The sequence below is a fragment of the Klebsiella sp. GL120222-02 genome (genome assembly GCF_003097195.1).
Lineage (GTDB): Bacteria > Pseudomonadota > Gammaproteobacteria > Enterobacterales > Enterobacteriaceae > Klebsiella > Klebsiella variicola.
Map to the genome: position 1 here is coordinate 301202 of NZ_QEQO01000001.1, position 20834 is coordinate 322035.

The window sequence follows — 20834 nt, forward strand, 5'->3', positions numbered from 1 at the left end:
GACGCCGCTGCCCGCGGTGATTAGAATCCAGGTAAAATTTTGCCCTGATAACGCGTCAGAATGAACTGACGAACTGCGTCCGAATGCAGCGCTTGCGCCAGCTTCTGAATGCCCGGGTCCTGAATATTGTCCGGGCGCGCCACCAGATATTCGACGTACAGATCGCTGCCTTTTTCCACCAGCAACGCTTTATCGGTGTCGATACCGGCCTCCAGCGCATAGTTGGCAAAGATAAAGGCCAGGTCGACCTGCTTCACCGCGCGCGCCAGCATGGCGCCCTCCAGTTCGCGGATCTTAAAGTGATGCGGGTTGCTGGTAATGTCCTTGGTTGCCGATTGCGGGTTGTGCGGATCCTTGAGGGTAATCAGCCCGGCGTTGCTTAACATCACCAGCGCGCGGCCGGTGTTCACCGGATCGTTAGGGATGGCGATCGTGGCGCCGTCAGGCACCGCGGCGAGGGTCGTGTATTTGCTGGAGTAGGCGCCGAAGGGCTCGATATGCACTCCCACCACCGGTACAAGGTTGGTGTGGCGGGTCTGGTTGTAGTTATCGAGGAATGGCCGGTACTGGTAGTAGTTGGCGTCGAGGTGTTTCTCCGCCAGTTGCTGGTTAGGCTGAATAAAATCGTTAAACACCTTGACCTGTAAATCGACGCCTTCCTTTGCCAGCACCGGCTTCACAAATTCAAGGATTTCCGCATGCGGCACCGGCGTGGCGCCGACGATCAGCGTCTCGTTAGCCAGCGCTGCGGTGGAGAAGAGGGCCAGCAGTCCGGCGGCAATAATGGATTTTTTCATGATAAGGGTTTCCTGAGCAGAGAAGGGTAAGTTATTTGCGGCTGACGTAGCGCACCAGGCGGTCGCCGCTCATTTGCAGAAGCTGTACCAGCGCAATCAGCATCAGGACGGTGACCACCATCACGTCAGTCTGAAAGCGCTGATAACCAAAACGAATGGCCAGATCGCCCAGCCCGCCGCCGCCGATCACCCCCGCCATCGAGGTGTAGTCGACCAGCAAAATAGCCGTCACGGTCACGGCGGCGATCAGCCCGGCCCGCGACTCCGGCAGCAGCGTGTGCCAGATAAGCTGCCAGGTGCTGCCGCCCATCGACCAGCTGGCCTCCACCAGGCCGTGCTCCACTTCGCGCAGGGCGGTTTCCACCAGCCGGGCGAAGAACGGGGCGCAGCCGGCGACCAGCGGCGGAATGGTTCCTTCCACCCCCAGCGAGGTGCCGGTCAGCAACGTGGTCACCGGGATCATCACGATGAGCAAAATGATGAACGGCAGGGATCGCAGTACGTTGACGCACAATGACAGCAGGCGGTAAAGGCGCGGGGCGTACAGCAAACGCGGCTCGCCGGTGAGATAGAGCACAATCCCCAGCGGAAGCCCCAGCAGTACGGTCCATCCCAGCGACCAGGCCAGCATGGTAAGGGTATCGAGGGCGGCCTGGGCCACATCGTTCCAGTCGATTTCCGCGAAAAACGCCAGCAGACTCGTCATATCAGTTCCAGTCATGTCGTTGCGGGCGAATGCCGTTCAGCACCCAGTTGCCAAGCAGCTGATACTTCCAGCGAACCGGGTCGTGCAGGGTGTGCACCCGGGCATTGCGCCAGTGGCGGTCGAGGTTGAGCGACTCACCGGTGGCGCGAGTGCCCCCCAGCTCGAACAGGCGGCTGGCGGCCTCCAGCGCCACTTCGGTGGTCCAGATTTTGGCGCGGGCGACGGCCAGCGACGCCTCGGCGACATGCTCCTCGCTGAGGTCATTTTTATAGCGGTCGAGCACCCGTCCCGCCCGCTCCAGCAGCGCGTCGGCTGCCGCAAGGCGGCTGTCCAGTTGACCGATATGGTAGATAGTCAGCGGATCGTCGCTCGCCCGCGCCACACCGGCGTCGATCCACGGCCGGGCGCTGTGGCGCACGAACGCCACGGTATCGTCCAGCGCTGCGCGGGCGATCCCGGCGTCTATCGCCGCGGTGGTCAACTGGGCGAAGGGGCCGGCAAGGGTCGGGCTGGCGTAGGACTTCCAGGTTGGAAAAAGGTGGAAAGGATTGACCGGAAGATTATCGGCCAGCACGGTGCCGCTGGCGGTGGTGCGCTGACCGAGGCACGCCCAGTCATTGACCACCGTCAGCCCCGGGCTGTTCTGGGGGACGAAAGCGAGCTGGGCGCGATCGTCGGCGTCCAGCGCCAGAATGCCAATCCAGTGGGCGTACAGCGAGCCGGTGCAGTAGCCTTTACGACCTTTGATCCGCAGACCGTCTGCGCCTTCCTCGATACGGGTACGAATATCAAGGACCGTTTTCCCCCCGGTTTCCGACAGGGCATTGGCGAAGCGATAGCCCTGTAATACCTGGGCGAAAAAGAACGCCTGCTGGTCGTCGCTGCCCTGCAGACGAATATCCTCCAGCAGGCAGTAGTGGTTCTGGGGGATCTGGCCTAACGACGGATCCGCCGCAGAGAGAATGGCGATAACCTGCGCGAGGGTCGCGGCCGAGACCTCGGCGCCGCCAAAGCGGCGCGGCACCGTGATGCCCCACAGTCCGCTGTTGGAATAGGTGTTGACGATCTCCGCCGGGACAATGCCCGTGCGGTCGCGCTCGGCGGCGCCGGGTTTGAGCACGGCGGCGATCTCATGGGCGATGGCGAGGGCTTCCGCATCGCTGGCAATAATATGCGCCTGCGGCGTGGACTGGGTGTAAGGCTGTGCGGGTGAACTGGCTGACATCATCTTCTCTCTTATTCAGTGAATAGCTTATGCACAAATTAGATAAATAAATAATTCATAATGCCTGTGGGTTATATGTGTGGGTAAGCAAAACACGTGCCAGTGAGAGAGGAAGGCGCAGTCGTGATAGGAAGCGGGTTGGCTATGTCAGCTGATGGAGCGGACTGCTGCAAATGCAGCGCCGTTTTGCGCCGGCTGTTGCAAAGGCAACAGGAGAGGAAAGCGACCGCCGGACCGAAGGAAGGAAGTCAGGCGGTGAGCGTGGCGAGGGCCTCAGCGTTTCTTTGCCGCAGGGGCGAGCAGTGAGGGTGCGGTCTCGGTTAACGGTTGCCAGAGCCGCTCGGGGTCGCTAAATCCCTCTTCCACGAGAGCAAAAAAGCGGCTGGCGTGGAGACCGTCGACGAAGGCATGGTTAAACCGCCCGGCCACCGGGATCACGCCGTTCTGTAGTTTCCCCCAGGTAAGCGCGGGCACCGCCGCGCCTACGGCATATTCCGCATGGGTCATCGAGGTGAAGTGGAGCCACGGCAGACAACTGGCGCAGATAAAATGCTCGCCATCGACGATGAGCGGCGCCGGCGTTGTCTCTCTTGCCGCGACGATCTTCGGCGTTGCCGCATCGCTGAAGGCGGTGAACTCGGGGGCGTTGTCGCACCATACCTGGCGGAATCCTTCCTCGACGGTCATCACCGGCGTCATTACCGCCAGGCTGTCATATTCAATCACCTCATCATTGCGCACGCGCTGCCGTAGCTGCGGTACTCCGTTGGCCGCGCGCAGCAGCGCATAGAGCGCGAGCTGAAAAAACGAGACCCGACGGTCCTTCGCACATTCGTACAGGCGCTGTGCCGCTATCGGGACACAGAGGTTAAAGCTGGGGTTGGCAAATTGTCGGTAAAAGGTGAAATGGTCCCGGCGGGGCCAGGTCGCGGTGTCGATAATTCGGTAACGTGCCATGAATACCTCCTGAATACTGGCGGTCTGCTGACTATGCGACGATTTCAATCAGGTTGCCATCGGGATCGGCGATCACCGCCTCATAATAGCCGTCGCCGGTGGTACGCGGCGGCGAAACCAGTATCCCCGCATCCTCGGCGCGTTGGGCGAGGGCATCGACCTGTTCCGCCCCGCCTACCGAGAGGGCCAGATGCGCCCAGCCGGTATGGTTATTATCCGCGCTGGCCGGCTGCAGGCCAGGCTTGGTCATCAGCTCGATCACCACCTCGTCGTCGATAGTGACAAAATAGGAGGCAAAGCCGGGGTTGGTCTGGCTGAGGTATTTTTCATTGATGCTGGCGGCAAAGAACTCCACCCAGAAGCGGGCCTGGACGTCGAGCTGTTGGGTCCACAGGGCGAAATGGGCAATTTTCATGGTAAACCTCCGGGCAGGAACATTGACAATCAAAGCAGCGCAGACGATCATGCTTGCTGTTGCTCGTTTTTGATAATTTAAGGAGTTTTCGTGCTCGATTATGCTGCTTTCCCCCAACAGCGACAAGCGTTGATTTGCCAGATCCTGCAGGAAAATGGCAGAGTGGTGTGCGCGGAGCTGGCGGCGCGGCTTCAGGTGTCGGAGCACACCATCCGCCGCGATCTGCATGAACTCAGTCGCGAAGGGTTCTGTAAAAAGGTGTATGGCGGGGCGGTGCTGAGCCTGCCGGAAGCCGGGGACTACAGTGAACGGAAAGATAAAAATCGAGCAACAAAACTCAGGATCGCGCAACAGTGTGCCAGGCTGGTGAAGCCCGGCGGCACGATTTTCGTCGATACCGGGACCACCAATCTGGCGATGGCCGAGGCGCTACCCGCTGAGCTGGCGCTGACGGTGGTAACGAACTCCCCGGAGATCGCCGCGGTACTGGTGAAAAAACCGTTGTATGACGTGGTGATCCTCGGCGGCCAGGTGCAGCGGGCGAGCGGCGGGTGCGTCGGCGCCGCGGCGGTGGCTCAGGTGCAGGGCATGTTATTCGATCAGGGTTTTATCGGCGGCTGCGCCATGGCGCCAGAGTCGGGCCTGACCGGTTTTGACTACGCCGACTGCGAGTTCAAGAAAGCGGTGATTAAGCAGTGCAGCGAAATTATCGTCGGCCTGACCTCGGATAAAATTCCGGCAGTGGCACGGTTTGTGGTGGCCGCGAGCAGCGATATCGATGTGCTGGTGGTGGAAGAGAACATCAGTCGCGAATATCGCGTTGCCTTTCAGCAGCACGATATTCGCATCCATACCGTGTAACCCGTTAGCGGTTGAGGGAGGTGGCGATAAGCCGCAGGCCCAGCGCCCCCAGCACCGTCGCGGTGGCGATGTCGATCCGCCGCTTCAGCCGCAGGTAGACGCGCCGCGGTCGATCGGCAGACAGCACCAGCGCCACCAGCGAATACCAGCTGACGTCAATCAGAAAGCTCATCAGCGGCACGATGTAGTAAAACGCGGTGGGGATCTGCGCTGGCAGCAGAGCGGTAAAAATTGAGGCGAACACCAGCGCGGTTTTGGGATTGCTCAGCTGGGTATACAACCCATCGCGGAAGGTCTTCAGCAGCGAATGGTTGCCAGCCATGCCGCTGGCGGAAAAGTCCATCGGCTGCGCCGACCCGCGGAAAATCTTATAACCCAGCCATAACAGGTAGAGCCCGCCCGCTACTTTCAGGCCAATGAACAGCTCCGGCACCGCGGTGAGCACCTTCTGCAGGCCCAGCATCGCCATAATGGAAAAAATGGCGGCACCGGCGCCGGTACCGAGGGCGGTCACCAGACCGTGCACGCGTGAGCGAGCGACGGCATTGCGCGCGACAAAGATAAAGCTTGGGCCGGGACTGATCACGCCCATGATCAGCACCGCGGCAATGGCCATCAGGCTGGATAAGAACATAGCGACTCCTGTGATGTCCGCCGCCGGCAGGCGGTCGGTAACCTGTGAACGGTTGGGGTAGACAGAGTAGCAAACTGGTTCAGGAAATCACGTCAAAAAGGTGTGGATAAGGCAGGGCGGCGCGGGCGGTGGCGGCGCGCGTTTTCTGCGCAACTGTTTGAATAACGATTCCCATTCTTGTCATCAATGGTAAACTGAATAACTGTGATCTTTGTCATACCGTAATAACTACAGAGAAGAGACACTGCTATGCAACATATCATTGAGGGCTTCCTCAACTTCCAGAAAGAGATCTTCCCCCAGCGTAAAGAGCTCTTCCGTAGCCTGGCCTCCAGCCAGAATCCCAAAGCGCTTTTCATCTCCTGTTCAGACAGCCGTCTGGTGCCTGAACTGGTAACCCAGCAGGAGCCGGGACAGCTCTTTGTCATTCGTAACGCCGGGAATATCGTGCCGTCTTTCGGGCCGGAGCCAGGTGGCGTTTCTGCTACCATCGAATATGCCGTCGTTGCGCTGGGCGTGACGGATATCGTGATCTGCGGCCACTCCAACTGCGGCGCGATGAAAGCGATCGCCACCTGCCAGTGCCTTGAGCCGATGCCGGCGGTGTCCCACTGGCTGCGCTATGCTGATGCCGCGAAAGCAGTGGTGGAAAAGAAAACCTGGGCCAGCGAAACCGATAAGGTCAACGGCATGGTGCAGGAAAACGTCATCGCTCAGTTGAACAACATCAAAACCCATCCGTCGGTGGCGGTCGGTCTGCGCGACCATACCCTGCGGCTGCACGGCTGGTTCTACGACATTGAAAGCGGCGACATTCAGGCGCTGGATAAAAACACGAAATCCTTTGTTTCGCTGTCGGAAAATCCGGACGTCTTCTTCGAATAAAGCCGTTCTCAGGGCACGGAGGCCCTGTTCATCCCCTCACCACTCCACGCAAATTTTGCCAAAATGGGCGCCGCTTTGCAGATAGCGAAAGGCATCCGGTAAGGCTGTAAAATCAAACACTTTATCGATAACCGGCCGCGACGTCTGCAGGTTCAGGGCGTTGACGTAGTCCTGTTGTTGCCGTCTATTACCCACCACCAGCCCCTGCAGTCGGGCCTGTTTACTCATCAGCAGATGGGTGGGGACATGGCCCTCGAAGCCGGTCAGGACGCCGATCAGGGCGATGTGTCCGCCAACACTGACCGCCTCGAACGACTGCCCCAGGGTGCCCGGACCGCCCAGCTCCAGAATGAGATCGGCCCCGCGATGGCCGGTGATATCCTGCACCGCGGCGCCCCATTCCGGGGTGGTGCGGTAATTGATGAGATGATCGGCCCCCAGGGCGCGAGCGCGGGCGAGTTTTTCATCTGACGATGAGGTGACGATCACCTGTGCGCCCATACTTTTCGCCAGCTGCAGGGCGGTTATCGACACGCCGCCGGTGCCAAGCGTCAGCACCGTATCGCCCGCTTTTAACCGTCCTTCGACGACCAGCGCGCGCCAGGCGGTAAGACCGGAAGTGGTGATGGTTGCCGCCTCCCTGAAACTCCACCCCTCAGGCGCATGGGTAAAATGGCTGGCCGGCCTGACGACATACTGGCAGGCGAACCCCTCCGCGCCATCGCCCGGGGTCTGACTGAAGTCGCTCACCAGCGGACCGGGGCGGCCATCCAGCCACTGCGGGAAAAAGCCAGCGACCACCCGGTCACCCGGCTGAAATTCGTTCACTCCGGCGCCAACCGCTTCCACCACGCCGGCGCCATCCGCCATCAGGATCCGCCGATCGGCGGTGGGAATTACCCCCGTTGCGACCAGCAAATCATGGTAGTTCAGCGAGGTGGCGTGCAGCGCCACCCGGATCTCTCCTGCGGCGGGCGCCCCGGGGTCAGCAAGATCGACAAGCTGCAGGTTCTCAAGCGAACCGGTTTTTTTGACTGTCCAGGCTTTCATCATCAGGCTCTCTTTTCTGGAGGATACAGTCAGTATTGGTCGGGAATGGAGCGAGCGCCACAGCATGCCTGTCGGCAAAACAAAGAAAGGGGAAGGGGTAAAAAAAAGCGCCGTTTTTAACGGCGCTTTTTTATTGCTAACGGCTAAAGGGATTATTTGCTCAGTTCAGCCGTCATATGGACGCGGTTATTAAACTGGGCGCTGGTGATTTTATAGGATGCACCCTGTTCCGCGGCCTGGGCGGCGATTTTTGCTTCAGCCCGGTCCAGGGTCGAGGCGGTAGCGCTGACGCTCTGGGCGAAGCTGACAGAAGAGAACAGAGACAGTGCCGAAACTGCAACGAAAGTTTTGATGGATTTCATGGTCGTATTCCTTAATCTGGTGTCTGATAAAGGGCTTTTCGCCCTGATGTGGTAAAGAATACGCTTGAATGTTGCAGGCTAAAATTAAAACAATTTGCGAATCTTGTTCAAATAATATGAATGATTTTTAGCCGCGTGCAACGCAGCCTGCCGCTGTCGGGCAGGCTTTGCCCCTGGCGTATAACTGGCAAGGTCGGGTGAGAGCGGGTTAAACGTTGGCCCGGAGGTCATAAAATGATGAAAATGAGCATGGCTGACCAGGTGAAAATTAACCTTAATCCGTTCCAGTCCGTTATAGACTCGCTTGCGATTGATCCCCAACGTGGCCGCCAGTTGATTCACCGACTGCCCCTTCATGGTGGCGGCGATTATCCGCCTTTCCAGAAGGTTGAGGGGCGCTCGTTGACGGGAAGAGGTACTCTGACGCTGATGACGCGGCACCAGAGGCCAGCGACGATCGGCCAGCCTGCGCAAAAGGCGGCCAACCTCCGGAACGCTTTCCCGCTGGCTAACCCACAGGAGGGTGTCCGCGAAAAAGGCGCGTCCGCGCCTCACGTTGCCGGCCGAGGTAAAGCCGATCACCAGACTCTGATAACGCAGGGCTAATTCAGCGGCGGCCTGATAATCGTGAAAGTTTTCCAGCGATAAAATAATCACATCCAGCCCAGCCGGATCGGGAAAATGGCTGAGTGGCAGCGAATGAATAATGTTCAGCCCGGGCAGGGTCTCCTGAATATCTCTGAAACACTGGGCGAGGCCGATATTAAAAAAAAGATTATTGCTGTGAATTAAAATATTCAACGGATAAACCCTGTTACAAGCGATGTAAACGGCGCGGAGAGGGGATTAGCTGCGTACCAGAAGTTTATTCATATCAGCAGGCGAGGCATTAATATAATTCATCATGCCCGGTGGTTTGAATGAGTAAATTTCGGCTACGACAGCATTGTTAATATAATACCCTGCGCACTTGACCCGAATAATTAATGCGCTTTCAACGCCTGCCTGGCTAAGACGGGATTTTAACGTCTGAATAACCTGCCATAATCGCTGCGCAGACGGGCGAAGGTTATTTTTTTCCCAGACGTTAATCATCAACTCTTCATCGCTGACCACCCGTTCTCTGCCATGCGCCAACAGATATTCCAGTAAACAGGCCATGGTACTGCGTAGCTGAACTTGCGTTCGCGTCCCTCGCAGCGCGATAATTTCCCGATGATGCAGGCAGTAGAAAATATTATCTGCTAACTTATAGCCAAGCAGTTTATAGCCCTTAGTCATCCACCACTCCCTGACAAATCCAGTTATTGCCGGTGCAGAGTACCTGCCTGCTGCTGACTGACCAAGTGAATTTTATTTGTTAGAATAATCAAAACAAATAACCATGTTTGTATACATAAGTAGAATAAAAATCTGATAAATGATTATTGCTCTGCAGGATTGTATGGTATAGGAAAAGTCTTAAACAAACGTCAGCCGCTGGTAAGCGGTTGAATATATAGGTGTCAGGAAAAACTAAATGCACTTATATTGATCTAGATCAATTTTGCTCATTTCAGGAGGCTTTCACCATTTACATAGTAAAACAAAGATTGAAATAACTTCCGTTACGCGATGATAAGCTGATTCTGAACTTATGGAACTACCCAGGGAATTGTTCATTACTTTTCAGGAGCGTTTTTATGGTCATTGCAACTCGTAAGCCTCTGTGTAACAAACGCTGGTCGGCCAGCCCGGCCTCCCAGGATCTTCAGTTGACTCAGCTACGCCACCCGTGGGTCGCCACCAAAGCCAGCTGCAAAAGCAAAAAAGCCTGGAAAAGCCGCAGTTAGCGGCCTGCCCAACCCCCTGACATAAAGCCCTGCTTGTTCCTGCGGACAAGCAGGGCTTACCTCTGCGACCTTTACACCGACTGCAACAGATAACCAGAAGGCGTCTCCACCACCCTGGCAAAGCCGGGCAGACCAAGATGCATGCCGGCGATCAGCCATTGTTCGCTGGCGGCCTGGCGCAGCAGACATTCCCGGGTTTGTCGGGCCTGTTCAGGATCGACGTCGAAGGCGACCGACACCGACGGCCGGGTGGTCTGAATGGTCGGGAAATGGACAATATCCCCCCAGATGAGCAGCGAGGTATCGCCCGCCTCGAGACGATACCCGGTATGGCCGGGCGTATGGCCGGGCAGAGGGCACGGGTGGATCCCGGCGACCGTCTCCTCACCATCAACTTCGCGAATTTGCGCCGCGCAGATTGCCAGTACGCGGTGGACGAGCAGCACGTTGCGCCGGCCGCGATCGCTGGCGTTGTCCAGTGTGGATGCTGCCAGCCAGTAAGCGCGTTCCCGCGAAGGCAGGAACACCGTGGCGTTGGGATACGCCGGGGCGCCGGTTGCCGTCAGCAACCCGCCGATGTGATCCGGGTGCGCGTGGGTGAGGAGGATGGTGTCAATCTCCTCAGGGCGTACGCCGAGCAGCGCCAGATTGGCGATAAGTGCACCGCCGACGCCATTGACTCCCCCGGTGCCGGTATCCACCAGTACGGTGTGCCCGCGTCCGCGGATAAGATAGGCGCCGATCGCAATGGCCTCCGGTGAGGCTAACCCGGCGTTCCGCTGCAGGCGCTCCGCCTCCTCAGGCGTGATACCCGAGAGTAAGGACAGTGGCGCCGACATCTGACCATCACTGACGGCGGTCACCGTCAGGTCGCCTGCGGTCAACTTATAAAAGGGGACTGGTGTCATGGTGACCTCACGCGCGTTGCGCCGGGTTACGTAACCGGGCGGTGATGGGCTGATAGATAAAGACGGCGGCAGCCGTGGCCAGGTGATGCAGGTCGTCACGCGGGACGATGGCGGCATACCGGGTTTGTTGTGTCGCCAGGCCGCCAGGCAGCAGGACGATTGCCGGGGAGATGGGTAGCGTCTGAGGCGAATCGCTCAGCAGGAGCACCTCATCAGACCGGACCTCCCGCACGCCGCTATCTGCAACATAGAGGTGGCGGTGCCAGTCGGTGATCGCCGATTGCCAGCGGGCAAAATGGCCGCCACCGTTGCGGCGGTAGGCGTCGCTGTCGATGACGGTAGCATCGTGGATATCGTGCAGCGCCAGGTAGCGGGGGCACTCCTCGCTGAGGGCGCGGAAGCGCTGAGAGGCGTAAAAACCGGGCACAGAGACCAGCGCCGGCAGTTTTTCCTGATTGTAAAAGGTATTCCACGCTGTTTCGCTTTGGGGATCGGTGTAGGCGCATTCGACGACATAGAGCATAGTGACCTCGATGGACAGATGATTGAGCGCGCAAAGCGCTTTAGTGACTTTTCATCATCCTATCGGCTAAAAATGGCGCTGAAAAACGATGTTAATTCAATGGTCAGTGATATTCTGTCACTGACTTTCGGTGAGCCTGCACAAGGAGCATTGGCTATGCGTCGTAAAATCCCCAGCAGCGCTGCGCTACTGGCTTTTGAGGCCGCTGCCCGTCACGGCAACTTTGCCCGCGCGGCGGCGGAACTCGCGTTAACGGAAGGGGCCATCAGCCGGCAGATTGCCCGTCTGGAAGCGCTCCTCGACAGTAAACTCTTCGACAGGACGGGGAGCCGGGTGCGGCTCAATCCGGCTGGCGCCCGCTATGCCCGCCAGGTCCGCGAGATCCTCGCCCGTCTGGAGCGGGATACCCACGATGTCAGCGGGATGCCCTCCGATGGACATAGCCTGGAGATCGCCGTGCTTCCTACCTTTGCCAGCCGCTGGTTAATTCCCCGGCTTGGACGCTTTGCAGCGCAGCATCCGCATATCGTGGTCAATATTGCCGCCCGCAGCGATCCCTTCATCCTCCCGGGCAGCGGTTTTGATGCCGCCATCCATTTTGATCACCCGGCGTGGACTGGCATGGATGTGACCTTTTTGTTCGAGGAGTATCTGCTGCCGGTCTGTCATGCGGCGTTGCTGACGAATGACGATCTCCCCGGGCAACTGAACCGATTGCCGCGCATTCACCGGCGGCAGAACCCTGACGCCTGGCTGCTCTATGCCCGGGAATGCGGGTTGGCGCTGGATAATCCGGCGCAGGGGCCGCGCTACGATCTGCATGAGATGGCCATCGCCGCGGTACTGAGCCAGCAGGGGGTGGCGCTGGTGCCGAAGATGTATGTGGAAAGCGAGCTGCGCGCCGGGACGCTGGTTGCCCCGTGGCCGGGCTCCCCGACGCTGGCTAAGCGCTTCTGCCTGATCAAACCCGGTGGCGGGGAGGGGGAGCTGGCGCTGCAAGTGTTTGAGCGCTGGCTGCAGACGGAGATTGCAGCCGGTTAAGTCAGGGCTGGCCCGGGGGGAGGCTGCGTCGCCCGCTGGCGGGCATATTTCCCCGGCGATATCCCGGTATAACGGGTAAAAGCTACGCTGAACGCGCTAGCCGAGCCATAGCCGATGCGCTCGGCGATATCCGCAATGCTGATGCCCGTCTCGCTCAGCCACTGCATGGCCAGGGTCATTCGCCAGCCTAACAGATAGCCCATCGGGGTCATCCCGGTCAGGTCGGTAAAGCGTTCAAATAACGTCGAGCGAGACAGCGCACAGTCGGCGGCCAGGGCGTTGACCGTCCAGCGTCTGGCGGGGGCCTGATGCAGCAGGCGGATTGCCTGGGCGACCCGCGGGTCGCTCAGCCCGCGCATCAGACCGGGGGTGGCGAGCGTGCCGGAGGAACGGATGGCCTCGATAAAAAGTAGCTCAACCATCCGCGCCAGAACGAAAGATTTGCCCGCGCGATCCGCCTGCGCTTCCTCTTTCAGCAGCCCGACAAAGGTGGCCAGCCGCGGGTGATTGCGGACCACCACAAAGGCTGGCAACAGCGAGGCCAGCAGGCTGGCGTTCGTTGAACCGGAAGCGCAGTGGCCAATCAGCGCCTGCATCTGCGCAGGCTTGTCGAGGGCTCCCAGCCGAAAGTGTCCCTCCGCCAGTTGCACCGGGATGGTCTCCAGCGCCGGTGAAGGGGGCGGGGGCAGGCTGGTTAGCGCGAAACGGTACGCCGCCGGGATCAGAATAAAGTCCCCGGCGCGCAGGATCTGCGGCTCATGCTGGTCAATTTCCAGCCGACAGCCGCCTTCCAGCACGACGCCATAAAATGACAACCCCTGGTCCGAGCGTATCACTCGCCAGTCTCCCGCCCCCTCAACGGTTTTGGTCAGCACCGCTCTGAGATTTAGCATGGCAATAACCTCCGCCAACGGATCGCTCATTTCCGGACTCCTGCTAAAGAATGATGGATTATTGACCCTATATCGTCCGACACGGCCTGTCTATGATCAAAAGGAAGAAGCCATTCGGAGACAGAGATATGCAAACGATAATGATCACCGGCTGTTCATCGGGTTTTGGCCTGGAGACGGCGCGTTATTTTCTCGAGCAAGGCTGGAAGGTTATTGCCACGATGCGCGCTCCGCAGGAAGGTGTGTTGCCCGCCAGCGACCGTCTGCGGCTGGTGCGTCTTGACGTCACTTCGGCGCAGAGTATCGCCGAGGCCATTGCCGAAGCCGGAGAGATTGATGTGCTGGTTAACAACGCCGGGGTGGGGATGCTTAATGCCCTGGAGGGCGCGTCGCGCGAGGCGATAGCAGACCTGTTTGCCACCAATACCCTGGGAACGATTGCCATGACCCAGGCGGTGATCCCCCGGTTCAGAGCGCGCCGAAGCGGGACCATCGTTAACATTACCTCGGCGGTCACCCTGCAACCGATGCCCCTGCTGGCGGTATACACCGCGAGTAAGGCGGCGGTGAATGTCTTCACGGAGTCGCTGGCGCTGGAGCTCCGTGCTTTTAATATTCGCGTCGGGCTAATCCTGCCGGGACGCGCCCCGCAGACCCGCTTCGGGGAAAACGCTCGTCGAACGATGGGCCAGCTCCCGGAGAGCTATGCGGCGCTCGGCCAGCAGATCCTCGACAGCATGCAGGATAACGCCAGCGTGACGCAGGCTGTCGATGTGGCTCAGGCCGTCTGGCGGATGGTGAACGATCCTCAGGCCCCTTCGCGGCTGCCGGCAGGGGAAGATGCCCTGGCGATGGCGCAGGCCAGTCTTCGCCGTGTCTGAAGACAATATGCGGGTTTTGTCTGTCAGACGGTAGGTGCGCAAGCTGCCGCTGCGCTTTATGGCCAGGGGAATATTATCCCTGTCAGTATCGACTGGATAATATTAGCGGGTTATACGAAATAACGGTCAGGCGGCGCTAACTGATGTAAATCAGAAAAGCAATGTATTTCATGGTGCGTTTTCGCCGCTTATTCTGGATATGTGCGAACCGCCCGCCATATTATGACATCATCAATGGCTCAGGTCTTTTATATGTAAATTCTCAATGTAATTCGGGCGTTAATCTTAAAAAGTTAGTCTGGCCCGGTCGGGGCTGGACTTTCTTTATTCTACTGTGGCAGGGTTTCATCTATGCTGTACCGCGCTCGCTTGTTTACGCCAGGGAATAGTTTTCAGTATGGAATATTTCTTTGGTGGATTATGAATATAAAACGAACATTACTCATCATACTTTCCCGTGTTATCAGGGGAGCAGGTATGGGATTAGGTACTTCGGGTATCGCGCTGGCTGGCTGGTTCTTTTTTTTCTCAGTGAATGAATATAAATTTCTCTGGGGTTTACTTTCAGTTGTGGAATTCCTGGTGGGGTATCTGATATATCGATTTGCATATGCATATATTTATGATGAATGGAATGATTATCATTAAAAATTAAACGGCGTGGTCTGTTGATCGATTTTTGATGCTCATGACTGTGGAGTAAAAATATGAGTGTGATGGGTGCCCTTTCAAATACTTGAAGTGTCGTTTTGCCAGCGTTAATTTTGTCTGAATCTGAGGAACGAAACCCTGTGCAATTTGTGAACGGGCTGCATGACGTAAAATTCGGGCCACACTGAGTGAAATGTCAGGTTAGAGGCCGAAACTCATGCTGCATTGTTTTCCGTTATGATAGTAGTGAAAGTGCCATTTTTGCTTCCTGATTTGCTGACAGACAGGGAGTGGCCATCCATATCGGTCAGCGAGTCATTTGGGGGAGTAGCCGCCATTACGAATGGCCGTGTCGGTTAATGGCATAGTCGTCACCTTAGTTTTGTCTGCAGTATTCTGTAACGTCAGTGCCCGGAGTTTTAAAGCCTGAAATGTTTTCCGCCGGGAAAAAATGCCTTGCTGCAATGATACTTTTCCCGTCGTTCGTGGACTAAAGCGCCATTTCGATGTGCTCAAAAATGTACTTAAAAGGGTTGGCTTCCCCTGCACGAGTGTGGAATATGCAAGGAAAAATCTTTGCCAATACACAACATTTTAAGCCAGCAATACCATCGGGGGCAGGTGATAAAACACAGAAATTACAGAAGGATAACTGATTGGTGCGTCTGAATGGACTCGAACCATCGACCCCCACCATGTCAAGGTGGTGCTCTAACCAACTGAGCTACAGACGCATTATGGTGCGTTTAATTGGACTCGAACCAACGACCCCCACCATGTCAAGGTGGTGCTCTAACCAACTGAGCTATAAACGCATTATGGTGCGTTCGATTGGACTCGAACCAACGACCCCCACCATGTCAAGGTGGTGCTCTAACCAACTGAGCTACGAACGCAATGTTGTGGTGACAACGGGGACGCATATTAGCGGCAGGGAGAGGATGTGGCAAGAGGTAAACGTCACTTTTCTTGCACATTGCATGCGATTGCGGAACTTTTACCCATTCCGGATATATTTTACTGAACCACAAGGATATTTCTTCGCCAGCGAGCGTCATGACTCGCTTTTTTCTGCCCGTCTAACTCTGCGCGGTAGGGTTGCCGTTGTGTTAAATTATCGGCCACCAGAAGAGAAGGAGTCATAACGAAGATGAAATCGATTGGTATTTTTTGCGGTTCTTCAGCTGGCGAACATCCGCTGTATCTCGACACCGCCCGTCTGGTCGGACGTACGCTGGCGCAGCAGGGGCTGGCGCTTGTCTATGGCGGCGGCAAAGTCGGTCTGATGGGGGCGGTCGCCGATGCGGCGCTGGAGGCCGGTGGCGTGGTGATCGGCGTGATGCCGCGCGGCCTGGTGGAGCGGGAAATTGCCCACCGCGGCTTGACGGAGCTGCATGTGGTCGAGGATATGCACGAGCGGAAAACCAAAATGGCGGCGCTGGCGGATGGCTTTATTGCCCTGCCGGGCGGGGCGGGGACGCTCGAAGAGATTTTCGAACAATGGACCTGGGCGCAACTGGGGATCCATGAGAAACCGTGCGCGTTCCTGAATATCAAGGGTTATTACGATCCGCTTCAGGCGATGGTCGACAACATGGTACGGGAAGGATTTATGCACCCGCGCTACGCGGAGATGCTGCCGTTTGCTACCTCGGCAGACGAGATTATCGCCGGTTTTCGCGACTATACGCCGCCGGCCCGTAAATGGGTTCAGCAGCCCGCTATTTAAACATCAAGCGCAGGGTAAACAGCGCGCAGACGATGAGCAGTAACAGCAGCAATTCGAAGCGATAGCGTTGCAGCATGATGTCCTCCTGAAAAAAAACCGGCGCTGTTCTGCGCCGGTTTATCACCTTAACGCCCTGACCATTATGCCGCAGGTTTAACCGCCGGTTTAGCTGCGTGGTGTGCCGCTTTATGATGTTTCTTTGCAGCCTGCGCTTTCTGCGCGACTGCCGGTTTCGCAGCAGCTTTGTGGTGTTTCTTCGCCGCCTGGGCTTTCTGCGCTACTGCCGGTTTCGCAGCGGCTTTATGGTGTTTCTTCGCCGCCTGGGCTTTCTGCGCGACTGCCGGTTTCGCAGTGGCTTTATGGTGTTTCTTCGCCGCCTGGGCTTTTTGCTCAGCAGCCGGTTTTGCAGCGGCTTTGTGGTGTTTCTTCGCCGCCTGGGCTTTCTGCTCGGCTGCCGGTTTCGCGGCCGCTTTGTGATGTTTCTTATGGTGAACGGTGGTATGGCTGGCAGCTGCGGCCGGGGTGGCGCTTGCGGCATCGGCAGCGAAAGCAACTGATGACAGACCCATAGCAGCGGCAACGACCAGAGCTAATACTTTTTTCATTCTGAAATCCTCGAATTGGTTTCTTGAGTAACCCCACTGCGGGGCTGTTGACCACACTATATGCGTCTCGGGGAGTGCCATCAGTGAGTCTTTGGTGTCGGGGAGTAACGGAATGTACAACGTGGTCGCAATGCCGGAGAACGAAAAAGCCCGCCGGAGGGGCGGGCTTTGCAGGGACTAGCGCGCGGCGCGCTGTAAGATGATGCTGGAGGGTTGGCGCTGTAGAAAACGCATCCGCAGCATCATCATGATGGCGGCGGAGGTCAGGCCGATGATAAATCCACACCAGAAACCGGCGGGCCCCATGCGTGGCACAACCATATCGGTCAACGCCAGCAGATAGCCGCTCGGCAAACCCAGCACCCAGTACGCGGTAAAGGTAATAAAAAAGATAGACCGGGTATCTTTATAGCCGCGCAGAATGCCGCTGCCGATCACCTGGATGGAGTCGGAGATCTGATAGATAGCCGCCAGCAGCATCAGGTGTGAGGCCAGCAGCACCACCTCGGGATTATCGTTATACAGCAGGGCAATCTGTTCACGCATCAGCACGGTAAAGATAGCGGTAAATACCGCCAGACAGACGCCCACGCCCACGCCGGTGCGGGCCGAAACCTGGGCATCGATCGTTGAACCTTGTCCGAGACGGAAGCCGACGCGAATGGTGACCGCCGCCGCCAGCGATAGCGGCAGAACGAACATCAATGAGCTGAAGTTAAGCGCGATCTGGTGACCGGCGACGTCAATGATCCCCAGCGGGGAGACCAGCAGCGCGACGACGGCAAACAGCGTGACTTCAAAGAACAGCGCCAGAGCAATGGGCAGCCCCAGCTGCACCAGCCGTAACAGGACGGCGACATCGGGGCGGCTGAAGCGCTCGGCGCAGCGGATATCCCGCATCGAACGCGCCCGACGCACCCACCACAGCATGCTGGCGAACATCACCCAGTAAACCGAAGCAGTCGCTACGCCACAGCCGACACCGCCCAGCTCGGGCATGCCGAAATGACCATAGATAAAGATATAGTTCACCGGAATGTTGACCAGTAAGCCGATAAAGCCCATGACCATCCCGGGTTTGGTTTTCGCCAGCCCTTCACACTGATTACGGGCAACCTGGAAGAACAGATAGCCCGGCGCGCCCCACAGCAGGGCGCGCAGATAGCCAACCGCCTTCTCAGCCAACAGCGGGTCGATATTATGCATGGAGCTGATGATATAGCCGGCGTTCCACAGCACGACCATAATCAGCACCGAGACAAAGCCGGCCAGCCAGAAGCCCTGACGCACCTGCTGTGCGATGCGATCCCGCCGTCCGGAGCCGTTAAGCTGCGCCACCACCGGGGTCAGCGCCAGCAGCAGCCCGTGGCCAAAGAGGATCGCCGGCAGCCAGATGGAGGTCCCGATGGCCACGGCGGCCATATCCGTGGCGCTGTAGCCACCCGCCATCACGGTATCGACAAAACCCATTGCTGTCTGCGCCACCTGCGCAAGGATGACGGGTATAGCCAGAGCTAATAACTGACGCGCTTCAACGAAATACTTCTGCACGTGAACACCTTTATTTTGTTGTTATTTTGAGACTAAAAAAGCCGCCGTAACTGGCAGCAAGGGGATAAAAATGAGGAATTTCCAGTCTATTGTAGCGAGGATTAGCCATTAAGCCAGTGAAAAAAGAGTCGAGGCACGAAGCGCGCTGGCAACCGCTTTGCCCTCCTGTTATTGTTCCCGATAGCGAAAACGGTAATGATACCGTCATGATTTTCAACAGGAGCCTAACATGTTTACTGGTATTGTTCAGGGAACCGCGAAAGTGGTCTCCATTGATGATAAACCCAATTTTCGCACCCATGTGGTGGAGCTACCGGCGCATATGCTGGAGGGGCTGGAAACCGGCGCCTCGGTAGCCAATAACGGCTGTTGCCTGACGGTGACCGAAATAAACGGCGCGCACATCAGCTTCGATCTGATGAAAGAGACGCTGCGGATTACCAACCTCGGCGATATTCAGATCGGGGATGAAGTGAACGTCGAGCGGGCGGCGAAATTCAGTGATGAAATCGGCGGGCATCTGATGTCCGGCCATATTATGACCACCGCGGAAATCGTGAAGATCCTCACTTCCGAAAATAACCGTCAGATCTGGTTTAAAGTGCAGGATCCGACGCTGATGAAATATATCCTTTATAAAGGTTTCATCGGTATTGATGGCATTAGCCTGACGGTGGGCGAGGTGACGGCAACCCGCTTCTGCGTGCATCTTATCCCGGAAACGCTGCAGCGGACCACGCTGGGCGCGAAAAAGCTGGGTGACCGCGTCAATATTGAGATTGACCCGCAAACTCAGGCGGTTGTCGATACGGTTGAACGCGTGCTGGCCGCGAAAGACGTTGCGTCTAAGGTGAATGAAGCCTGAAAAAAATCCCCCGCCGGTGAGCGGGGGAGATTTTGTTAGCGGGCGATGCGTAGCCCATGTTCAATGCCGCGCGAGAACACTACCTGCCAGAGCTGAATGTCACGGGCGCGGAAGGCGCCGGCGCAGGCGTTCAGATAATAGCTGAACATCCGTTTGAAACGTTCAGAATAGTTATCGGCAATTTCCGGCCAGCTGGCGAGAAAACGCTCATACCAGGCCATCAGGGTGGTGTCATAATCGGCGCCGAAGTTATGCCAGTCTTCCATCACAAAGTGCTTCTCGCTGGCATCGGCGATCTGCCGAACCGACGGCAGACAGCCGTTGGGGAAGATATATTTATCGATCCACGGGTCGACGTTATGGTCGGTGACTTTGGAACCGATGGTGTGCAGTAAGAAACGGCCGTTGGGTTTCAAATTACGATCCGCGACCTCAAAGTAGGTGGCGTAATTTTTCGGTCCCACGTGCTCGAACATACCGACGGAGACGATACGGTCAAAGCTGTCGTGCAGATCGCGATAGTCCTGGAGCCGAATCTCCACGTCAAGATCAGCGCAGCGCGCCTGGGCCATCTTTTGCTGCTCGGCGGAGATGGTCACGCCGACAACGCTGACCTGGTAATTTCGCGCCATATACTCGGCGAGCCCGCCCCATCCACAGCCGATATCCAGTACCCGCATCCCCGGCTCAAGCTCCAGCTTACGACAGATGAGGTCCAGTTTAGCCTGCTGCGCCGCTTCGAGGGTTTGCGCCTCTTTCCAGTATCCGCAGGAATACTGCATGTAGGGGTCAAGCATTCGGCTGAAGAGATCGTTGCCGAGATCGTAATGCTCTTTGCCAACAATCCAGGCGCGTTTTTTACTTTGCAGATTGAACAGGCGAGCGCCTGCGATGCGGAGTGTATCTTTGAAATGGTGAGGGAGCTGTTTTTCCAGTCCGGCGCGAAGCACTTTGTGGAAGAATATATCCAGACGCTCGCAGTCCCACCAGCCGTCCATATAGCTTTCGCCTAACCCCAGCGACCCCTCCTGCAGGACACGTTTAAAGAAAAGAGGGTTTTTAATTCGCAGGTCTGACGGCGCGGAGCCATTGATTTCTATTCCCGCACGGCCCAATAATTCAGCTGCAATCCGGTACCAGTCATCATTTGGTACACTTACTTCTTCTATACACGATGAACTCATAGCTTCTCCATCACGCCCAAGTGATCAGAACCTTAAAACAGCGTAGACGCTTTTTTGGCTTTGTGAGAAATCTCACGGATAATCCGTGAAGTCGCTATCCGACGTAGAACAGAGGAAGGGAGATAACCCTTGCCGAAAGGCCTTCCATGGTGAAACGGAGGCATCCTGCATCCGTTAATATTTAACTATTTTCTATTTATGTGAACCCGGATCCAGTATAGGACGCTAAGTACTGGCTTTCAATAAAATTTTCTTAGCATGCTAACGACTGGTCCGGGC

24 protein-coding genes and 3 tRNA genes are annotated in these 20834 nt (G+C 57.1%); 8 read left to right on the forward strand and 19 right to left on the reverse strand.

Features of this window, described 5'->3' with window-relative positions; all coding sequences use genetic code 11:
- Nucleotides 1-20: 20 nt before the first annotated feature.
- The 5 genes from N438_RS01445 to N438_RS01465 form a co-directional block, all read right to left on the reverse strand.
- Nucleotides 21-797 carry a MetQ/NlpA family ABC transporter substrate-binding protein gene (locus tag N438_RS01445; RefSeq protein WP_008804592.1) on the reverse strand — a complete coding sequence of 259 codons (777 nt, stop codon included), beginning with the start codon at nt 795-797 and terminating at the stop codon, nt 21-23.
- A gap of 31 nt (nt 798-828) precedes the next feature.
- The gene (locus N438_RS01450) at nt 829-1503 is read right to left on the reverse strand and encodes a methionine ABC transporter permease (protein ID WP_008804593.1); all 675 of its coding nucleotides are present in this window, start codon (nt 1501-1503) and stop codon (nt 829-831) included.
- 1 nt (nt 1504) lies between these two features.
- Nucleotides 1505-2731 carry an SfnB family sulfur acquisition oxidoreductase gene (locus N438_RS01455; RefSeq protein ID WP_116696034.1) on the reverse strand — a complete coding sequence of 409 codons (1227 nt, stop codon included), beginning with the start codon at nt 2729-2731 and terminating at the stop codon, nt 1505-1507.
- 270 nt (nt 2732-3001) lie between these two features.
- Nucleotides 3002-3685 carry a CatA-like O-acetyltransferase, family 1 gene (locus tag N438_RS01460; protein WP_023297753.1) on the reverse strand — a complete coding sequence of 228 codons (684 nt, stop codon included), beginning with the start codon at nt 3683-3685 and terminating at the stop codon, nt 3002-3004.
- A 31-nt stretch (nt 3686-3716) separates the two neighbouring features.
- Entirely contained in the window at nt 3717-4100 is a 384-nt protein-coding gene (locus N438_RS01465) for a VOC family protein (RefSeq protein WP_012541498.1), read from the reverse strand.
- A gap of 90 nt (nt 4101-4190) precedes the next feature.
- Here N438_RS01465 and N438_RS01470 point away from each other — a divergent pair, with 90 nt between their 5' ends.
- Nucleotides 4191-4961, forward strand: coding sequence for a DeoR/GlpR family DNA-binding transcription regulator (locus N438_RS01470; RefSeq protein ID WP_039103693.1), 771 nt, complete (start codon nt 4191-4193; stop codon nt 4959-4961).
- Between the two features lie 4 nt (nt 4962-4965).
- Here the strand turns inward: N438_RS01470 and N438_RS01475 are convergent, their stop codons facing one another.
- On the reverse strand, nt 4966-5595 hold the full coding sequence (locus N438_RS01475) for a LysE family transporter (RefSeq protein WP_039103691.1): 630 nt from the start codon (nt 5593-5595) through the stop codon (nt 4966-4968).
- A 249-nt stretch (nt 5596-5844) separates the two neighbouring features.
- On the opposite strand from N438_RS01475, the gene N438_RS01480 reads away from it, so the two are divergent.
- Nucleotides 5845-6480 carry a carbonic anhydrase gene (locus tag N438_RS01480; protein ID WP_008804599.1) on the forward strand — a complete coding sequence of 212 codons (636 nt, stop codon included), beginning with the start codon at nt 5845-5847 and terminating at the stop codon, nt 6478-6480.
- 36 nt (nt 6481-6516) lie between these two features.
- Here N438_RS01480 and N438_RS01485 read toward each other — a convergent pair whose 3' ends face one another.
- From N438_RS01485 to N438_RS01500, 4 genes are all read right to left on the reverse strand, one after another.
- Nucleotides 6517-7533 (reverse strand): NAD(P)-dependent alcohol dehydrogenase, encoded by a 1017-nt coding sequence (locus N438_RS01485; RefSeq protein WP_207786593.1) that lies wholly within the window; start codon nt 7531-7533, stop codon nt 6517-6519.
- Nucleotides 7534-7682: 149 nt separating this feature from the next.
- Nucleotides 7683-7892, reverse strand: coding sequence for a YdgH/BhsA/McbA-like domain containing protein (locus N438_RS01490; protein ID WP_116696035.1), 210 nt, complete (start codon nt 7890-7892; stop codon nt 7683-7685).
- An 84-nt stretch (nt 7893-7976) separates the two neighbouring features.
- On the reverse strand, nt 7977-8693 hold the full coding sequence (locus N438_RS01495; protein ID WP_039103689.1) for a hypothetical protein: 717 nt from the start codon (nt 8691-8693) through the stop codon (nt 7977-7979).
- A 45-nt stretch (nt 8694-8738) separates the two neighbouring features.
- Nucleotides 8739-9173, reverse strand: coding sequence for a winged helix-turn-helix domain-containing protein (locus tag N438_RS01500; protein WP_012968028.1), 435 nt, complete (start codon nt 9171-9173; stop codon nt 8739-8741).
- 401 nt (nt 9174-9574) lie between these two features.
- Here N438_RS01500 and N438_RS27700 point away from each other — a divergent pair, with 401 nt between their 5' ends.
- On the forward strand, nt 9575-9724 hold the full coding sequence (locus N438_RS27700; RefSeq protein ID WP_012541503.1) for a hypothetical protein: 150 nt from the start codon (nt 9575-9577) through the stop codon (nt 9722-9724).
- 71 nt (nt 9725-9795) lie between these two features.
- Here the strand turns inward: N438_RS27700 and N438_RS01505 are convergent, their stop codons facing one another.
- The gene (locus tag N438_RS01505) at nt 9796-10632 is read right to left on the reverse strand and encodes an MBL fold metallo-hydrolase (protein ID WP_048963995.1); all 837 of its coding nucleotides are present in this window, start codon (nt 10630-10632) and stop codon (nt 9796-9798) included.
- Nucleotides 10633-10639: 7 nt separating this feature from the next.
- Nucleotides 10640-11155 carry a DUF4286 family protein gene (locus N438_RS01510; RefSeq protein WP_080782823.1) on the reverse strand — a complete coding sequence of 172 codons (516 nt, stop codon included), beginning with the start codon at nt 11153-11155 and terminating at the stop codon, nt 10640-10642.
- Between the two features lie 156 nt (nt 11156-11311).
- Here N438_RS01510 and N438_RS01515 point away from each other — a divergent pair, with 156 nt between their 5' ends.
- Entirely contained in the window at nt 11312-12196 is an 885-nt protein-coding gene (locus tag N438_RS01515; protein ID WP_032700936.1) for a LysR substrate-binding domain-containing protein, read from the forward strand.
- Here the strand turns inward: N438_RS01515 and N438_RS01520 are convergent.
- Nucleotides 12193-13119: an AraC family transcriptional regulator gene (locus N438_RS01520; RefSeq protein WP_008804606.1), complete on the reverse strand. Its 927-nt coding sequence runs from the start codon at nt 13117-13119 to the stop codon at nt 12193-12195. The genes N438_RS01515 and N438_RS01520 overlap by 4 nt on opposite strands.
- Nucleotides 13120-13217: 98 nt before the next feature.
- Here N438_RS01520 and N438_RS01525 point away from each other — a divergent pair, with 98 nt between their 5' ends.
- Nucleotides 13218-13970, forward strand: coding sequence for an SDR family oxidoreductase (locus tag N438_RS01525; protein WP_116696036.1), 753 nt, complete (start codon nt 13218-13220; stop codon nt 13968-13970).
- Nucleotides 13971-14321: 351 nt separating this feature from the next.
- Entirely contained in the window at nt 14322-14618 is a 297-nt protein-coding gene (locus N438_RS27705; RefSeq protein ID WP_077248742.1) for a hypothetical protein, read from the forward strand.
- Nucleotides 14619-15278: 660 nt separating this feature from the next.
- Here N438_RS27705 and N438_RS01540 read toward each other — a convergent pair.
- The 3 genes from N438_RS01540 to N438_RS01550 form a co-directional block, all read right to left on the reverse strand.
- Nucleotides 15279-15355, reverse strand: a tRNA-Val gene (locus N438_RS01540).
- A gap of 4 nt (nt 15356-15359) precedes the next feature.
- Nucleotides 15360-15436: transfer RNA gene (locus N438_RS01545), tRNA-Val, on the reverse strand.
- Between the two features lie 4 nt (nt 15437-15440).
- A tRNA-Val gene (locus tag N438_RS01550) sits at nt 15441-15517 on the reverse strand.
- A 254-nt stretch (nt 15518-15771) separates the two neighbouring features.
- Between N438_RS01550 and N438_RS01555 the strand changes: the two genes are divergently transcribed.
- Complete coding sequence (locus N438_RS01555) at nt 15772-16350, forward strand: TIGR00730 family Rossman fold protein (protein ID WP_008804612.1); 579 nt, start codon at nt 15772-15774, stop codon at nt 16348-16350.
- 140 nt (nt 16351-16490) lie between these two features.
- On the opposite strand, the gene asr is transcribed toward N438_RS01555, so the two are convergent.
- Together asr and mdtK are read right to left on the reverse strand one after the other, a co-directional pair.
- On the reverse strand, nt 16491-16955 hold the full coding sequence (gene asr / locus N438_RS01560) for an acid resistance repetitive basic protein Asr (protein WP_046620069.1): 465 nt from the start codon (nt 16953-16955) through the stop codon (nt 16491-16493).
- Between the two features lie 177 nt (nt 16956-17132).
- Nucleotides 17133-18506 (reverse strand): MdtK family multidrug efflux MATE transporter, encoded by a 1374-nt coding sequence (gene mdtK, locus N438_RS01565; protein WP_012541512.1) that lies wholly within the window; start codon nt 18504-18506, stop codon nt 17133-17135.
- Between the two features lie 229 nt (nt 18507-18735).
- On the opposite strand from mdtK, the gene N438_RS01570 reads away from it, so the two are divergent.
- Nucleotides 18736-19371, forward strand: coding sequence for a riboflavin synthase (locus tag N438_RS01570; protein WP_012541513.1), 636 nt, complete (start codon nt 18736-18738; stop codon nt 19369-19371).
- A 35-nt stretch (nt 19372-19406) separates the two neighbouring features.
- Here the strand turns inward: N438_RS01570 and cfa are convergent, their stop codons facing one another.
- A complete protein-coding gene (gene cfa, locus N438_RS01575) occupies nt 19407-20555 on the reverse strand; it encodes a cyclopropane fatty acyl phospholipid synthase (protein ID WP_008804616.1) in 1149 nt (382 codons plus the stop codon).
- Nucleotides 20556-20834 lie beyond the last annotated feature (279 nt).

Bases quoted from the DNA above. Each gene is read 5' to 3' on its own strand.
- N438_RS01500 (WP_012968028.1), bottom strand. From the start codon at position 9,173: ATGACTAAGGGCTATAAACTGCTTGGCTATAAGTTAGCAGATAATATT.
- N438_RS01445 (WP_008804592.1), bottom strand. From the start codon at position 797: ATGAAAAAATCCATTATTGCCGCCGGACTGCTGGCCCTCTTCTCCACC.
- N438_RS27700 (WP_012541503.1), top strand. From the start codon at position 9,575: ATGGTCATTGCAACTCGTAAGCCTCTGTGTAACAAACGCTGGTCGGCC.
- N438_RS01515 (WP_032700936.1), top strand. From the start codon at position 11,312: ATGCGTCGTAAAATCCCCAGCAGCGCTGCGCTACTGGCTTTTGAGGCC.
- N438_RS01485 (WP_207786593.1), bottom strand. From the start codon at position 7,533: ATGATGAAAGCCTGGACAGTCAAAAAAACCGGTTCGCTTGAGAACCTG.
- N438_RS01570 (WP_012541513.1), top strand. From the start codon at position 18,736: ATGTTTACTGGTATTGTTCAGGGAACCGCGAAAGTGGTCTCCATTGAT.
- N438_RS01520 (WP_008804606.1), bottom strand. From the start codon at position 13,119: ATGAGCGATCCGTTGGCGGAGGTTATTGCCATGCTAAATCTCAGAGCG.
- N438_RS27705 (WP_077248742.1), top strand. From the start codon at position 14,322: ATGCTGTACCGCGCTCGCTTGTTTACGCCAGGGAATAGTTTTCAGTAT.
- N438_RS01465 (WP_012541498.1), bottom strand. From the start codon at position 4,100: ATGAAAATTGCCCATTTCGCCCTGTGGACCCAACAGCTCGACGTCCAG.
- N438_RS01490 (WP_116696035.1), bottom strand. From the start codon at position 7,892: ATGAAATCCATCAAAACTTTCGTTGCAGTTTCGGCACTGTCTCTGTTC.
- N438_RS01525 (WP_116696036.1), top strand. From the start codon at position 13,218: ATGCAAACGATAATGATCACCGGCTGTTCATCGGGTTTTGGCCTGGAG.
- N438_RS01450 (WP_008804593.1), bottom strand. From the start codon at position 1,503: ATGACGAGTCTGCTGGCGTTTTTCGCGGAAATCGACTGGAACGATGTG.
- asr (WP_046620069.1), bottom strand. From the start codon at position 16,955: ATGAAAAAAGTATTAGCTCTGGTCGTTGCCGCTGCTATGGGTCTGTCA.
- N438_RS01460 (WP_023297753.1), bottom strand. From the start codon at position 3,685: ATGGCACGTTACCGAATTATCGACACCGCGACCTGGCCCCGCCGGGAC.
- N438_RS01475 (WP_039103691.1), bottom strand. From the start codon at position 5,595: ATGTTCTTATCCAGCCTGATGGCCATTGCCGCGGTGCTGATCATGGGC.
- N438_RS01455 (WP_116696034.1), bottom strand. From the start codon at position 2,731: ATGATGTCAGCCAGTTCACCCGCACAGCCTTACACCCAGTCCACGCCG.
- cfa (WP_008804616.1), bottom strand. From the start codon at position 20,555: ATGAGTTCATCGTGTATAGAAGAAGTAAGTGTACCAAATGATGACTGG.
- N438_RS01510 (WP_080782823.1), bottom strand. From the start codon at position 11,155: ATGCTCTATGTCGTCGAATGCGCCTACACCGATCCCCAAAGCGAAACA.
- N438_RS01505 (WP_048963995.1), bottom strand. From the start codon at position 10,632: ATGACACCAGTCCCCTTTTATAAGTTGACCGCAGGCGACCTGACGGTG.
- N438_RS01480 (WP_008804599.1), top strand. From the start codon at position 5,845: ATGCAACATATCATTGAGGGCTTCCTCAACTTCCAGAAAGAGATCTTC.
- N438_RS01555 (WP_008804612.1), top strand. From the start codon at position 15,772: ATGAAATCGATTGGTATTTTTTGCGGTTCTTCAGCTGGCGAACATCCG.